Annotated in this window: 17 protein-coding genes; 2 read left to right on the top strand and 15 right to left on the bottom strand. The window is 67.0% G+C overall.

Going from position 1 to position 14,029, the window contains the following annotated elements; translation table 11 throughout:
• Positions 1–7: 7 nt before the first annotated feature.
• The 10 genes from J2728_RS12025 to J2728_RS12070 form a co-directional block, all read right to left on the bottom strand.
• Entirely contained in the window at positions 8–823 is an 816-nt protein-coding gene (locus J2728_RS12025; RefSeq protein ID WP_309999354.1) for an RluA family pseudouridine synthase, read from the bottom strand.
• On the bottom strand, positions 820–2,121 hold the full coding sequence (locus tag J2728_RS12030) for a replication-associated recombination protein A (RefSeq protein WP_309999356.1): 1,302 nt from the start codon (positions 2,119–2,121) through the stop codon (positions 820–822). The genes J2728_RS12025 and J2728_RS12030 overlap by 4 nt, the downstream gene beginning before the upstream one ends.
• Before the next feature lie 40 nt (positions 2,122–2,161).
• Positions 2,162–3,601 carry a DegQ family serine endoprotease gene (locus J2728_RS12035; RefSeq protein WP_309999358.1) on the bottom strand — a complete coding sequence of 480 codons (1,440 nt, stop codon included), beginning with the start codon at positions 3,599–3,601 and terminating at the stop codon, positions 2,162–2,164.
• A gap of 93 nt (positions 3,602–3,694) precedes the next feature.
• Positions 3,695–4,948 carry a TCR/Tet family MFS transporter gene (locus J2728_RS12040; RefSeq protein ID WP_309999359.1) on the bottom strand — a complete coding sequence of 418 codons (1,254 nt, stop codon included), beginning with the start codon at positions 4,946–4,948 and terminating at the stop codon, positions 3,695–3,697.
• On the bottom strand, positions 4,945–5,439 hold the full coding sequence (locus J2728_RS12045; RefSeq protein ID WP_309999360.1) for an SRPBCC domain-containing protein: 495 nt from the start codon (positions 5,437–5,439) through the stop codon (positions 4,945–4,947). Before J2728_RS12045 ends, J2728_RS12040 begins: the two co-directional genes overlap by 4 nt.
• Positions 5,436–5,765: an ArsR/SmtB family transcription factor gene (locus tag J2728_RS12050; RefSeq protein ID WP_309999362.1), complete on the bottom strand. Its 330-nt coding sequence runs from the start codon at positions 5,763–5,765 to the stop codon at positions 5,436–5,438. The genes J2728_RS12045 and J2728_RS12050 overlap by 4 nt, the downstream gene beginning before the upstream one ends.
• Positions 5,762–6,097 (bottom strand): MmcQ/YjbR family DNA-binding protein, encoded by a 336-nt coding sequence (locus J2728_RS12055; protein ID WP_309999364.1) that lies wholly within the window; start codon positions 6,095–6,097, stop codon positions 5,762–5,764. Before J2728_RS12055 ends, J2728_RS12050 begins: the two co-directional genes overlap by 4 nt.
• Positions 6,094–6,546: a VOC family protein gene (locus tag J2728_RS12060; RefSeq protein WP_309999365.1), complete on the bottom strand. Its 453-nt coding sequence runs from the start codon at positions 6,544–6,546 to the stop codon at positions 6,094–6,096. Before J2728_RS12060 ends, J2728_RS12055 begins: the two co-directional genes overlap by 4 nt.
• 114 nt (positions 6,547–6,660) lie before the next feature.
• Positions 6,661–7,035: a hypothetical protein gene (locus J2728_RS12065; RefSeq protein WP_309999366.1), complete on the bottom strand. Its 375-nt coding sequence runs from the start codon at positions 7,033–7,035 to the stop codon at positions 6,661–6,663.
• A gap of 166 nt (positions 7,036–7,201) precedes the next feature.
• Positions 7,202–8,428 carry an alkaline phosphatase family protein gene (locus J2728_RS12070; RefSeq protein ID WP_309999367.1) on the bottom strand — a complete coding sequence of 409 codons (1,227 nt, stop codon included), beginning with the start codon at positions 8,426–8,428 and terminating at the stop codon, positions 7,202–7,204.
• A 171-nt stretch (positions 8,429–8,599) separates the two neighbouring features.
• Between J2728_RS12070 and J2728_RS12075 the strand changes: the two genes are divergently transcribed.
• Both J2728_RS12075 and J2728_RS12080 read left to right on the top strand, forming a co-directional pair.
• Positions 8,600–9,517 (top strand): ABC transporter ATP-binding protein, encoded by a 918-nt coding sequence (locus tag J2728_RS12075; RefSeq protein ID WP_309999369.1) that lies wholly within the window; start codon positions 8,600–8,602, stop codon positions 9,515–9,517.
• Complete coding sequence (locus J2728_RS12080; protein WP_309999371.1) at positions 9,517–10,344, top strand: ABC transporter permease subunit; 828 nt, start codon at positions 9,517–9,519, stop codon at positions 10,342–10,344. The genes J2728_RS12075 and J2728_RS12080 overlap by 1 nt, the downstream gene beginning before the upstream one ends.
• 375 nt (positions 10,345–10,719) lie before the next feature.
• On the opposite strand, the gene rplQ is transcribed toward J2728_RS12080, so the two are convergent.
• The 5 genes from rplQ to J2728_RS12105 form a co-directional block, all read right to left on the bottom strand.
• Entirely contained in the window at positions 10,720–11,133 is a 414-nt protein-coding gene (gene rplQ / locus J2728_RS12085; RefSeq protein WP_066684384.1) for a 50S ribosomal protein L17, read from the bottom strand.
• A gap of 200 nt (positions 11,134–11,333) precedes the next feature.
• On the bottom strand, positions 11,334–12,350 hold the full coding sequence (locus J2728_RS12090) for a DNA-directed RNA polymerase subunit alpha (RefSeq protein WP_013078664.1): 1,017 nt from the start codon (positions 12,348–12,350) through the stop codon (positions 11,334–11,336).
• A gap of 76 nt (positions 12,351–12,426) precedes the next feature.
• Entirely contained in the window at positions 12,427–12,816 is a 390-nt protein-coding gene (gene rpsK, locus J2728_RS12095; RefSeq protein WP_013078663.1) for a 30S ribosomal protein S11, read from the bottom strand.
• 13 nt (positions 12,817–12,829) lie between these two features.
• Positions 12,830–13,198: a 30S ribosomal protein S13 gene (gene rpsM / locus J2728_RS12100; RefSeq protein ID WP_004616895.1), complete on the bottom strand. Its 369-nt coding sequence runs from the start codon at positions 13,196–13,198 to the stop codon at positions 12,830–12,832.
• Between the two features lie 175 nt (positions 13,199–13,373).
• On the bottom strand, positions 13,374–13,943 hold the full coding sequence (locus J2728_RS12105) for an adenylate kinase (RefSeq protein ID WP_309999376.1): 570 nt from the start codon (positions 13,941–13,943) through the stop codon (positions 13,374–13,376).
• Positions 13,944–14,029 lie beyond the last annotated feature (86 nt).

Here is a 14,029-nt window from a genome sequence, read left to right on the forward strand (position 1 = left end):
TGCCTCTTCAGACCTGTTCAACGGCGTCCGACGCCGGCTGTTCCGGAATCAGCAGGTCCAAGGCCTTCAACATGGCGATGAAATCGGACGGAAGCGGGGCCAGTATCTTGCGCTCGCCGCCCAGCGGATGCGGGAAGGTCAGCCTGGCGGCGTGCAGCATCAGGCGCGGCACGGCGACGCCGCCCAGCATCAGCGCTCCGCCGTAGCGGCTGTCGCCGGCCAGAGGGCGGCCGATCGAGGCCATGTGGACCCGCAATTGATGCATGCGGCCCGTGTCCGGCGACAGCTCGACCAGGGCGGCCGTGGCGTTCGCCGCCAGGGTGCGATAGCGACTGCGCGCGGTCTCCGCTTCGGGATGGTCCGGGGCGCAGACGCGCATATAGGCCTCGCGGCCGATCGACTCGCGACGCAGCGGGCTGTCGATCATCCCGCCCTTGGGCTCCGGCGCTCCGGGCGCGACGATGGCCAGGTAGCTCTTGCGGAAGCGCTTGGCCATCATGGCCTCGCCCAGGAAGGCCGCGCCCGGCTTGGTCTTGGCCGTCAGGATCACGCCAGAGGTGTCGCGGTCCAACCTGTGGATCAGGCGAGGCCGGGCCTTTCCGGGCTTGGCGAACGCCCAAAGCAGATCATCCAGCGTGTGGGCCTTGATCCGCCCGCCCTGGCTGGACAGGCCCGCTGGCTTATCGAGCGCGATGATCGCCTCGTCCTCGTACAGCACCCACGATTGGGCCGCCGCGACCTCTTCCGGCGTCAGGGTGATCGGACACTCGACGGCCTTGGGCTTGGCGACACCGGGAGGACGGCGGAATTTCGGACTGCTCATTTGCCGTCCTTACGCACCTTGCCCCAGGCTTCCAAGCGTTCGCGCGCCTTGGCCTCGGCGCCGACGGACTTTGGCTCATAGAAACGCCTGCGCTCCATGCCGTCCGGGAAGTAGTTCTGGCCGGACACGCCGCCCTCGACGTCGTGGTCGTAGGCGTAGCCGTCGCCATAGCCGAGCGACTTCATCAGCTTGGTCGGCGCGTTGAGGATGTGCGACGGCGGCATCAGGCTGCCGGTCTCCTTGGCGGCGCGGCGGGCGGCCTTGTAGGCGACGTAGACGGCGTTCGACTTGGGCGCGCTGGCCATGTGGACAACGGCCTGGGCCAGGGCCAGTTCGCCTTCCGGGCTGCCCAGGAAGTCGTAGGCGTCCTTGGCCGCCGTGGTCAGCAGCAGGGACAGCGGATCGGCCGCGCCGATGTCCTCCGAGGCCATCCGCACCAGGCGACGGGCGATGAACAGCGGGTCCTCGCCCCCCTCCAGCATCCGCGCCAGCCAATAGAGGGCCGCGTCCGGATCGCTGCCGCGCACCGACTTATGCAGGGCCGAGATGAGGTTGTAGTGCTCCTCGCGGTCCTTGTCGTAGGCGGGGCGGCGCTTCTGCAGGAACTGGCCCAGCTGGGTCGGGTTCAGCGGGCTATCGGTCCCGATCGAGAACAGGGTCTCGGCCAAGGTCAGCAGGTAGCGGCCGTCGCCGTCCGCCATGGCTACCAGGGCCGAACGCGCCTCGGCGTCGACAGGCAGCGGCCGACTCTCGGCCGCCTCGGCGCGCAGGAGAAGCTGCTCCAGCGAGTCCTCGGTCAGCCGCTTGAGCACGAAGACCTGGCAGCGCGACAGCAGAGCGCCGTTCAGCTCGAACGAAGGGTTCTCGGTCGTGGCCCCGACCAGGGTGACAATCCCCTCCTCCACGAAAGGCAGGAAGCCATCCTGCTGGGCGCGGTTAAAGCGGTGGATCTCGTCGACGAACAGCAGCGTCGACTGGCCGGCCATGCGCCGGGCGCGGGCCTGCTCGAAGGCCTTCTTCAGGTCGGCGACGCCCGAGAACACCGCCGAGATCTGCTGGAACTCGTAGCCGCCGGCCTTGGCCAGAAGGCGGGCGATCGTGGTCTTGCCGGTGCCCGGCGGCCCCCACAGGATCATCGAGGCCAGACGGTGGGCGGCCGCCATGCGGCCGATGGGCCCCTCGGGACCGAGCAGGTGCTGCTGGCCCACCACCTCGTCGAGGCTTTGGGGCCGCAGGCGGTCGGCGAGCGGCGAAGGCGCGTGGGGCGTCAGGCCGGCGGCCTGGAAGAGATCGGACATGATGAGTCCGTTTCTAGCAGGCAGCCGGCCCCAAGTCGCGTCAGGTCGAGAAACGGGCGCTGATCCGCTGGCCCTGGCGCTCGATCGTCACGGTCCAGGCGCGTCCCTGGCCGGCGGTCGCCGCCGCGAGTTCGGCCACGGTGTTGACGGGGCGGCCGTTGACCTCGCGGATGAAGTCGCCAGGACGCAGACCCGCGTTCAGCGCGTAGCCCTGCCCCACGCGGGTCACCAGCACGCCGCGACCAGCGAACGGATCAACGTTCAAGTCCTGGGCCACGGCCGGCGAAAGGTTGACCACCGTGGCGCCGTCGAACGGGTTGCGACCTTTGATGACGCGCTCGTCGCGGGCTGGCGTATCCGGCGCGGCCTCGGCTCGCACGGTCAGGGTCTGGTCGCGGTCGCCTCGACGGATCTGCATCGTCACCCGATCGCCAACCTTGTGCGTGCCGATGGCGAAGGCCCCGCCCCCCTCGTCGTTCACGGCCTGGCCGTCGATCGAGAGGATCACGTCGCCCTCCTTCAGACCCGCGCGATCGGCCGAGGAGCCAGGATAGATCTGGGCGACCAGAACGCCGCGCGGGGCGGCCATGCCCAGACTACGGGCGATCTCGCCGGTCACGGGCTGGCCCTTCACGCCCAGCCAGGGCCGCACGACGCTGTGGCCGCCGCCGAGCGCGGCGTTGACCACCTGCTTGACCACGGCCGCCGGAATGGCGAAGCCGACACCGCTGGACGAGCCCGAGCGCGAGATGATGAAGGTGTTGATGCCGACAAGGTCGCCATCCATGTCGACCAGCGGACCGCCCGAGTTACCGGGATTGATCGCCGCGTCGGTCTGGATGTAGCTGCCGAAGTCCGCCGCCCCGACATCGGTGCGCGCCAGGGCCGAGACGATGCCGTTGGTCACGGTCTGGCCGACGCCGAACGGATTGCCCAGGGCCAGCACCAGATCGCCAACCTCGAGCTGCTCCTGGTCGTCGATGGCCATCACCGGCAGGCGCTCGCCCTTGGTGTCGATCTTCAGCACCGCGAGGTCGGCGCGCGGGTCGTCGAGCAGGACGGTGGCTGGAAACTCCCGGCGGTCGGCGAGCTGGACGGTGATGTCGCCATTGCCCTCGACGATGCCTTCGATGTTGTGGTGGTTGGTGATGATCACCCCGTCGGCGCGAACGATCGCGCCGGAACCCAGCGAGCCTTGCACCTGCTCGCGCGGCGCGCCGCCGCCCATGAAGAAGTCCCAGAACGGATCGACGCGCTGGCGCACCACCCGGCGGCTGGCGACGTTGACGACGGCGGGAGCGGCCTTCTTCACCACCGGCGAGAACGAGGCCTTCATCGAGGCCGGATCGCTGGGCGCGCGCCGGTTCGGCTGGGCCAGATCCGGGATCGACTGGGCGTTCGACTGGCCGTTCGGATTGGAACAGGCGGCCAAAAGGACGACGACGGGCAGCAGGGCGCGAAGGTTGCGCATGGTCTTCAAGGATAGCTCCTCACGGTTCCTAGCGAACTCACCGAAGGTTTCTGGCGAGTCTAAGGCGGCGAAAGGTCAAGGTTTCGGCGTTGGCTTAAGCCCTCAGGCCGTTTGGGGTTCCAAGGCGGGCGCGGGTCTAGCCCTGGCCCAGGCCAGCAAGGTCGCGCACAGCATCAGGCCCGCGGCGATCAGCACCGGCAACCCCGGCAGATGCAGGGTCGCGTCGTGGCGCACGGCGAAGGCGAACGGCAGCAGGAATAGCGACGGACCGATGATCGACGAGACCCCCATCAGCGCCGAGTTGGCGCCCTGCAGCTGCCCTTGCTCGTTGGGCGCCACGCGGCGCGTCATCAGGCCTTGCAGGCCCGGCATGATCAGCCCCGACAGCGCGAACAGCGGCAAGCCGCACAGATAAAGCAGACCCGTGGGGGCCAGGGCGTAGACCATGAACCCGGCGAAGCCCGAGAACAGGCCGATCAGCAGGGCGCCGCGCTCGCCCACGGCCTTGACCACCCGACCGACGACCAGCGCCTGGACGATGATGCTGGAGATCCCGCTGGCCATCAGGGTCAAACCGATCACGCCCGGCGTCCAGCCGTAGCGGAAGCCCATGTAGAGCACGAACACGCTGGGCAGCACGTTGTGCGCCAGCTGGAACAGGAAGCCGACGCCGGCGAGATCCAGCAGGCCCTTGTGACGGCGCAGCAGATGAAGGGAGCCCAGCGGATTGGCCGCTTTCCAGTCGAAGCGCGCCTGACGACGCTCGGGCGGCAGCGATTCCGGCAGGACGAAGAAGCCGTACAGCCAGTTGCACAGCGCCAGGGCGGCGCAGACCAGGAACGGCAGGCGGTGATCGAAGGTCCAGAGCCAACCGCCCAGCGCCGGACCAAAGGTGAAGCCGACCCCGAACGCCGCGCCCATCAAGCCAAAACCCTTGGCGCGGGTCTCCGGCGTGGTCACGTCGGCGACATAGGCGCTGGCGGTCGAGAAGCTGGCGGCCGTCATGCCGTTGAAGATCCGCCCGACGAACAGCCACCAGAGGCTGGGCGCGAAGGCCATGAACAGGAAGTCGACTCCCAAGCCGAAGATCGACGTCAGGATCACCGGCCGGCGACCGAAACGGTCGGACATCAGCCCGAGGACCGGGGAGCAGAAGAACTGCATCACGCCCCAGGTGGTGGCGAACAGCACGTTCCAGTCCGCCGCCGCGGCCGTGTCGCCGCCGCCGAACGACTTCACCAGGTTGGGCAGGACGGGGATCATCACCCCAAGGGACAGGACGTCCAGGATCGCGGTGATGAAGATGAAGCTCAGCGCCGCCTGGCGCTTGCCCCCCGTGATCCGCGTACCGCTCATGCCTCGCCCTCCCCGGCCGCCCCTAGTTGGCGGCTGTTCGTCCGCGTCGCAAGCCCCGCCAGCAGCGCGCACCACCATTCGCCGTGCCTGTGCAGGAACACCGCGTTGGGAAAGCCATGGCGCGCGACGCTCTCGTCGGGGACGGCGTCCCAGCCGCGATGCTCCACGGTGACGCGCGTCCCAGCCTCCACGGCTTCGAACCGGACCTCGACCTCGGTCTCGACGCCCGGCGGGAAGCTGGCCTGACGCCAGCCCAAGACAAGACGCGCGCCGCGCTCCCAAACCCGGACCGTCCCGACCTCGAACACCTTGCCAGACGCCAACCGCTCAACGAGCCGGCCCTGCTCGAAGGCCATGACGCCCGGCGAGCGCGGCGTGAACGAAAACAGCGGATTGGGTCGCCACCACAGGCCGATATCGTTGACGAACGCATCGAACACGACATCGCGGGGAGCGTCGATCCGCAGAGCAACCAGGATCTTGGAACTCACCGCGCCTTGACCTCGACATGGGCCTTCAGCGCCGAGAGCTGATCGACCCAGTGATCCTCGGCGACGTCCAGCCAAGCCTTGAGCCGCGCCATCGGCTCGGGCCGCAAGCGATAGACCCTCACCCGGGCGTCGAACTCTGGATGGCTTTCCTCGACGAGGCCCGATTGGCGCAACGCGCGCAGATGGCGGCTCATGGCCGGCGGCGAAAGGCCGAGGGCTTCGGCCAGTTCGCCGGCCCGACGCGGCCTCTCGCGCAACAGGTCGACCGTCCGCCGCCGGTGCGGATCGGCCAAGGCCGCTAGGGTCCGGTCCAGGGCCTCGCTCACAAGTTCGCACCGAGCAGTTTCTTGGGCGCGACATTGCGCCAGGCGTCCAGGAGCGCGCCCCGCGCCGTGGCTTCGTCGCAAGCGGCAAGGCGCAGCCTTGTCGCCCCGCCCTTCCCCCAGCCCCCCGGGACTGGCGTAAAGATCTCTGGCTCGGCGGCCACGCGTATGTCCTGCTGGTCGGGCGTCAGCTTGACCATCGCCCAGGCCGCGTCGGGATTGCCCAAGGTCGCGAAGATCTTCCCACAGCGGAAATCGACCGTGCCCATGTGCGCGCCCTCGACCGCCTGGGGCAGCGCCAGCGCGAGCCGGCGGAAGTCGTCGGGGGTGATCATGCCGATGGCGCGGTGATCTTGTGACCGCCGCGGGCCTCCATCTCGGCGATCGACACCGCCTCGATGGATGCGGCGACGGTCCAGATGTGGCCTTCGAGATCATGGCAGCGATAGGTGCGGTCGCCGTAGAACTGGTTTTCGGGTTCCGCGAAGATCACCGCCCCGGCCGCTCGCGCCCGCGCGCAGTGGGCGTCGACGTCGCCGTCGAGCTGAATATGCACGGTCTGGGTCGTCTTGCCGCCGACCATGCCCGGACTGGCGATCCGCTCGTGCCAGGGCGAGCCGATCATGAGCGTGGACTCGCCATGGGTCATTTCGCAGTGGGCTAGCCGTCCCTGGTCGTCCTCGACCAACAGGGTGACCTCGAACCCGAACGCCCTCTCCAGCCACGCGACCGCGGCCTTGGGATCGTCATAGATGACAGCCGAGATGAGACCGGGACGAGCCATGCCGCCGCTCCTTATCATAAGGAGCAATATTTAACGCATATCGAAACTAATTCAGCAAGAGCTTGATGAAACGCGCGCCCGGAAAGGGCCGGACGCGCGCCATCGCGGAGTGGGTCAGGCCGGCTCGAGCGTCTTCGCCTGAGCGCTCAGCTGCTTGACGTAATCGTCCTCGCTGGTGAACGGGATCTCCTTCACGTCGATCAGAAGTCGCTGGTTCGAGCCGACGATCAGGATCTTCGGAAGGTACATGCCGTTGAACGTGCCTTGGACGGTGTAGGGCGTCGTTCCCTTCCCCAGCGGCCCCGTCCAGCCCATGACGTCGATCGCCATGCCGCCGACGAAGTCTGGATCACGCACCAGCTTGATGCCCGTGGTGAAGTTCGGCGCATTGCCTTTCACGGTGACGGAAAAGAACCCCGGTGTCCGCAGACCCGTCCACACGTAGGTGGCTTCGGCGGTGTCGAAAGGTTCGGGACCATAGAAACCCATAACGTTCTCCCTAATCTGGTTGAACCGCTCCTCGGGGCGAGGAGCGCGGGCGTCGCCGACGGTCAGTGGCGCCTGGGCCGAATTGATACACCCCGGCTTCGCGGAATACATGCCTTGGTTGCATTTATTGACCAATATCGCGTCAAGCGCGAGCAAACCGTCGCCGCTATTTCAGGGCTTGTTCGACGATCTTCAGCGATCCGTCACCCGCCTCGGGCTTCACGCCGGTGATCTTGGCCAGCAATTGATAGACATCGACATTGTCGAACACCGGCAGCGCCACGCCGGTCTTGAACGACGGACCGCGGGCGATGAAGACCGCGCGCATGAGCGGATCATAGGGGTCGAACCCGTGAGCGCCGCCGTCCTTGCCGTCCCACTGGCTTGGCTTGGCCTTCGCGGCCAGCGTCGTGGTGTACCATCCCGTCTCGGACAGGCAGACGATGGCGGGCACCCGCGGGTTGCGGCCGTAGTGGAAGCGGGCTGGGATAGCGCCCTTCTTCCAGCAGGTCATGTGCGGGAGCGGCTTGGAGAGGAACGTCTTCTCGACCACCTTTCGTTGGCCCGGCTTGGGCGTGAACATGGTCACCGCTCCAGCGGTGACCAGCTGAATCCTCAAGACATCGACAAGATCGTCCAGCACCACCCGATTGGCGGCGGGCAGCGGCGCCATGCCGTGGTCGGCCACGATGACGATGTCGGTGCTCTCGAAGCGCCCGCGCGCCTTCAGACCCTCGACAAGCCGCCCCAACGCGGCGTCCACCGAAGCGGCGGCGGCGCGCACTTCCGCCGACTCCGGGCCGTAATGGTGGCCTTCGGTGTCGACGATGTCGAAATAGAGAGTCGAGAAGGCGATCGGCGGGCCATCGGCGCTATCCAGCCAGGCCAGCATCTGGTCGACCCGGGCTTCGCCGGACATGGTCGCGTCGAACTTCACCCAGCGCGAGGGGCGCACCCCATCGATTTCGACCTCCGAACCGGGCCAGAACATCGCCGCGGCGCGCTTGCCTTGCCGCTGCGCGGTGACCCAAAACGGCTTGGCCTGGCTCCACCACGCGGCTTCAAGGCTGCGCATGGTGAACTTTTCAGCCGAGACGCTCGGGTCCAGCATGATGTTGGCCACGATGCCGTTGCGGTCGGGACGCTTGCCCGTGATCAGCGTGTAGTGGTTGGGAAAAGTCACCGACGGAAACGACGGACGCATCGCCGCCCGAACCCCACCCTCGGCCAAAGCCTTCATGACCGGGGTGTCGCCACGATCCAGATAGTCCGCTCGGAAGCCGTCGATCGAGACCAGGATCGTCAGATGCGGCGCCTTCTCCCGCGCGTGAGCCGATCCGGCCAGCATCAGGCCGGCGACGAAGAGCAGCGACAACAGGCGGCGAAGGATCATGGCGGAGCTCAACTTGAAACGGCCGTTTCGGGCGTGTTCGGACATGGATGTTGCCGCCGTATGACGACCAACGTTCGGAAAGGCGTGACGGCGACTTAACTTGGCGATCTTCCGACGGCTGGCCATAGTCCCTGCGTCGAGCCGACTCGGTCGGCGTCCGGGATTCGTCGCATGTCGATCGCCCTCGAGGCCGACCGCCTCACCAAGACCTATGGGGCGGTGCGCGCCCTCGACGAGTTCTCCATCGCTATCCCCGCCGGCGGCGTGTTCGGGATCCTGGGCCCCAATGGCGCGGGCAAGAGCACGCTGTTCCGGATCGCTCTGGGCCTGGTGCGGCCGACCAGCGGCGCGGCGCGCCTGTTTGGCGCCGCGCCCGGCGACATCACCGCCCTGCGCAAGGTCGGGGCCATGATCGAGACTCCGCGCTATCCGCCCTATCTGACCGCGCGCGACACCCTGACCATGCTGGCGCTGGAAAGCGGCAAGAAGGACGCCGACATCGGCGGCTGGCTGGAGCGGGTCAGCCTGACCCACGCCGCCGATCGCGCCACCAGCGGCTTCTCGGTCGGCATGAAGCAGCGCCTGGGTCTGGCCGCGGCCTTTCTGACCAAGCCCGAGCTGGTGATCCTGGACGAACCGACCAGCGGCATGGACCCGGCCGGCATCCAGGAGATCCGGGCCTTGATCGTCGACCTGGCCAAGCGCGAGGGCGTGACGGTCATCCTGGCCAGCCACCAGCTGGACGAGGTGAAACGCGTCTGCGACCGCGTCGCCATTCTCTCCCGCGGCAAGGTCGTGGCCGAGGGCGGCGTCGCCGAACTCACCGCCGGCGAGGCCCGCCTGCGCCTGACCCTGGCTTCTCCGCTTGCCCCCGCCCTGGCGATCCTCGGCGATCGCGGCGAAGCCGACGGCGCCGACGCCGTGCTGGCCGACATCCCCCGCGCCGAGGCCCCCGCCGTCATCCGCGCCCTGGTCGAGGCCGGCGCGGAGATCGTCGAGGCGCGCTGGCGCGAGGTCGATCTGGAGGGGGTCTATCTGAAATCGCTTGGCCAGACGCCCACGGCCGCCACCTCGGAAGGAGCCGCCTGATGCTCGCCGACGCCATCGCCGCCGAACGCTTCCGCCTGCTACGCGACCGTTCGACCTTGTTCTGGGGCTTCTGCTTCGCGCCCCTGGTGGGCTTCCTGCTCAATGTGGGCGGCGACCTCTTCCTGCGCTTCGTGATGAAGAAGCCCCTGCCCGGCCTGGCGGTCGGCCTGGTCGATCAGGTGATCAAGGCGCTGTCGAGCGGCGCCTCGACCTTCGGCGCGCTGTTCCTGATGATCGGCGCCGCGGCAGTGCTCGCGGGCGACTACCGCTGGGAGACCTGGCGGCTGCTGACCCCGCGCAACACGCGCCAGAACCTGCTGCTGGCCAAGCTGGTCGTCGTCGGCGAGGCGGTATTTTGGAGCCTACTGCTGTCGGCCGTGCTGTCGGCGCTCGCGGCGGTGGTCGGCTCGGCCATCAATAGCAAGGCGCTGGCGATCTCGCTGCTCGACCGCAACCCGTTCGATATCGTCGGCGTGCTGGCCATTACGTGGCTGGAGGCGATGACCCTGGCGGCCTTGGCGGCCTGCGTCGGCGTGGTCTCGCGTTCGACGATGGGCGTGGTGATCGCGTGCCTGGGCGTCCGCTTTGTCCAGACCATCCTGGCCGGCGCCCTGCGGATGACGGAACAGGGGCCGCCCAGTTGGAAGCTGCTGTCCATCCCCGTCTTCGACGCGGACCTGCTGCGCGCCGCGCTGCTGGCCCCCGATCAGCTGGGCGCCGCTGGCGGCTCGGCGGGCGCGGCGCTCGTGGCCCTGCTCATCTGGACGGCGGCGCTGACGGCGGCGGCGGTGTGGCTGTTCCGGCGACAGGACCTGACCAAGGAGTGAGGGCGGCGACCGCCCCAGCCGAAGCGAAGTCGGTCTGGCCGCGGACAGGCTGTACATCCGCTATGGGTGGTGAGCGGACACTCAAAACCCCTCTCTCATGGAGAGAGGGAGGGGCCCGCGCCGCAGGCGTGGGAGGGTGAGAGGGTAGGCGAAGCCCGTGGACAATTCCTGGCGTGGTTGAGAGCGATGTGCCGGCATGCCGGCCGAGGGTGTAACCACTCACCCTCCCAAGCTTCGCTTGGGCCCCTCCCTCTCTCTAAGAGAGAGGGCTTTCGCGAACTTCCGACTAGGGTCGAAAGCCGACCGCCTAAGCGCCCAAACGAAAAAGGCCCCGGATCGCTCCGGGGCCTTTCGTCTCAGCTGACGCTGAAAATCTTAGTCTTCGGCTTCGTTCGTGTAGACCGGACCCGAGTCCTTGCCCTTTTCCGAGACGTCGCGGTCGACGAACTCGATGACGGCCAGCGGGGCGTTGTCGCCGTAGCGGAAGCCGGCCTTCAGGACGCGGATGTAGCCGCCCTGACGGTCCTTATAGCGCGGGCCGAGGACCGCGAAGAGCTTGCCGACTTGTTCGACGTCGCGAACCGAGCTGATGGCCTGACGACGGGCGTGCAGGTCGCCGCGCTTGGCCAGGGTGACCAGCTTTTCGACGATCGGACGCAGTTCCTTGGCCTTGGGCAGGGTGGTGACGATCTGCTCGTGCTTGATCAGCGAGGCCGACATGTTGGCGAACATGGCGGTGCGGTGAGCCGAGGTGCGGCCGAGTTTACGGTGAGCCTTACCGTGACGCATTTTCTATCTCCTGGGCGATCAGCCCGAACGGCGCAAAACCAGTGAGCGCCTGATTGTCACCAATCCTGGTCTTTCCCGACCGGGTCAGAGCGAAGCGCCGGGGCCCTCCACCGCGGTCGCGGCTTCAAAAGGCCCAGGCCGCCTTCCCTTCCGAAGAGAGGAGAAGCGGCCCGGATTAAGCGCGGATGGCTTCGAGGTTCTTAGATTTGGTCTTCGAACTTCTTGGCCAGGTCTTCGATGTTCTCCGGCGGCCAGTTCGGCACGTCCATGCCGAGGTGCAGACCCATGCCGGCGAGCACTTCCTTGATCTCGTTCAGCGACTTGCGGCCGAAGTTCGGGGTGCGGAGCATCTCGGCTTCGGTCTTCTGGATCAGGTCGCCGATGTAGACGATGTTGTCGTTCTTCAGGCAGTTGGCCGAACGGACCGACAGTTCCAGTTCGTCCACCTTCTTCAGCAGGGCCGGGTTGAACGGCAGTTCCGGCTTGGACTCGTCGGCCGACTTGGCCTTCGGTTCCTCGAAGGTGATGAAGATCTGCAGTTGGTCCTGCAGGATCCGGGCGGCGTAGGCCACGGCGTCCACCGGGGTGACGGCGCCGTTGGTTTCCACTTCCAGGATCAGCTTGTCGTAGTCCAGCGACTGGCCCTGACGGGTCGGCTCGACGCGATAGGCGACGCGCTTGACCGGCGAGTACAGAGCGTCGACGGCGATCAGGCCGATCGGCGCGTCTTCCGGACGGTTACGGTCGGCCGGGACGTAGCCCTTGCCGGTGTTGACCGTGAATTCCATCCGCACCGAGGCGCCGTCGTCCAGCGTGCAGAGCACGTGGTCGGGGTTCAGGATCTCGATGTCGGCCGGGGTTTCGATCTGGCCGGCGGTGACCGGTCCGGGGCCCGTGGCGCGCAGGGTCATGCGCTTGGGGCCTTCGGCGTGCATGCGCACGGCCAGTTGCTTGATATTCAGAACGATGTCGACGACGTCTTCACGGACGCCTTCGAGCGAGGAGAATTCGTGCACGACGCCATCGATCTGGATGGCGGTGACGGCTGCGCCTTGCAGCGACGAGAGAAGAACGCGACGCAGGGCGTTGCCGAGCGTCACACCGAAACCGCGCTCGAGCGGTTCGGCGACGATGCGAGCCTTGCGGCTAGCGTCGGCCCCGGTTTCGATCTGCGGCTTCTCAGGACGGATCAGCTCGTTCCAGTTTCTTTCGATCACGTGGTCGGTCCCTTGAACGCGGCTCGCCGGCCGCGTTTTGCGCAGCCGGCGAAGGAAGATTGTGGTCTAAAAAGTACTAGACGCGACGACGCTTGGGCGGACGGCAGCCGTTGTGCGGGATCGGCGTGACGTCGCGGATGGTCGTGATGGTCATGCCCGCGGCTTGAAGAGCGCGCAGGGCCGATTCACGGCCGGAGCCCGGGCCCGAAACGTTGACTTCCAGGGTCTTCACGCCGTGTTCCGCAGCCTTCTTGCCCGCGTCTTCGGCGGCCATCTGAGCGGCGTACGGGGTCGACTTGCGCGAGCCCTTGAAGCCCATCATGCCAGCCGAGGACCACGAGATCGTGTTGCCTTGGGCGTCGGTGATGGTGATCATGGTGTTGTTGAACGAGGCGTTCACGTGCGCCACGCCCGAGGTGATGTTCTTACGTTCGCGGCGTTTAACGCGACCCGGTTCCTTGGCCATCGGTCAGGCTACCTTACTTCTTCTTGCCGGCGATCGGCTTGGCCGGACCCTTGCGGGTACGAGCGTTCGTGTGAGTGCGCTGACCGCGGACCGGCAGGCCCTTACGGTGACGCAGGCCGCGATAGCAGGCCAGGTCCATCAGGCGCTTGATGTTCATCGAGTTCTCGCGACGCAGGTCGCCCTCGACGGTGTAGTCACGGTCGATCGTCTCGCGGATGGCGAGGACTTCGGCGTCGGTCAGTTGATTGACGCGACGCGCATCCTCGATGCCCACCTTCGTGATGATTTCACGAGCGGACTTTTGGCCGATGCCGTGAATGTACTGAAGCGCGATCAAAACGCGCTTGTTCGTCGGGATGTTGACGCCTGCGATACGGGCCACGTCTAATGTTCTCCTAGTCACGCACTAAAGACGCGAACGGCGCGCCCGGCTCGATCCAGAAGACCAAGACCGGCGCGCACGGATCGCGCCCTTTCGCGGAAGCGCCCCGTTATAGGGATCGTTTCGCTTCCGTCAACAACTGAATCCACCGGACATCCAGTGAACTCGGGCTTTCTTAGGCTACTCCCGAGAGAGCGGCGTCGATGGACGTGGCCACGGCTTCGACCGAACCCATCCCGTCCAGTTCCTTCAGCTTCCCCTGCCCTTGGTAATACGGCAGCAGCGGCGCGGTCTGGGCGTTGTAGGCGGCCAGGCGAGTCACGAAGACTTCCGGATTGTCGTCGGGCCGTCCCTGGTCTTCGAATCGTTTCTTGATCCGCTCGATCAGGGCTGGCTCGTCTACCTTGAGTCGGAGAACGACGTCGATCTTCTGGCCGCGCGCCGCGAGCATTTTATCCAGGGCTTCCGCCTGGGCGACCGTGCGCGGGAAGCCGTCGAAAATCGCGCCGCCGGCCGCCTCGGCCTCGGGCAGGCGTTCCTCGATCAGCGCGATGACGATCTCGTCCGTAACCAGCTCGCCGCGATCCAGCACGCCCTTGACGCGCTGGCCCAGTTCCGAGCCCGAAGCGATAGCGGCGCGCAGCATGTCGCCGGTCGAGAGCTGGACCATGCCACGCTCACTGACCAGACGCTTGGCCTGGGTGCCCTTCCCCGCCGCCGGCGGACCGAACAGGATCAAATTCATAGAAGCCCCTTCGCGCGTCACCGAGTCTGCGCCCGGTTGTCTCCCGGAGCAGACCTAGAGCCCCGACGATAAAAACGGAAGCCGGT

Origin of the sequence: Caulobacter segnis, from assembly GCF_031454995.1 — a bacterium.
Taxonomy (GTDB): domain Bacteria; phylum Pseudomonadota; class Alphaproteobacteria; order Caulobacterales; family Caulobacteraceae; genus Caulobacter; species Caulobacter segnis_E.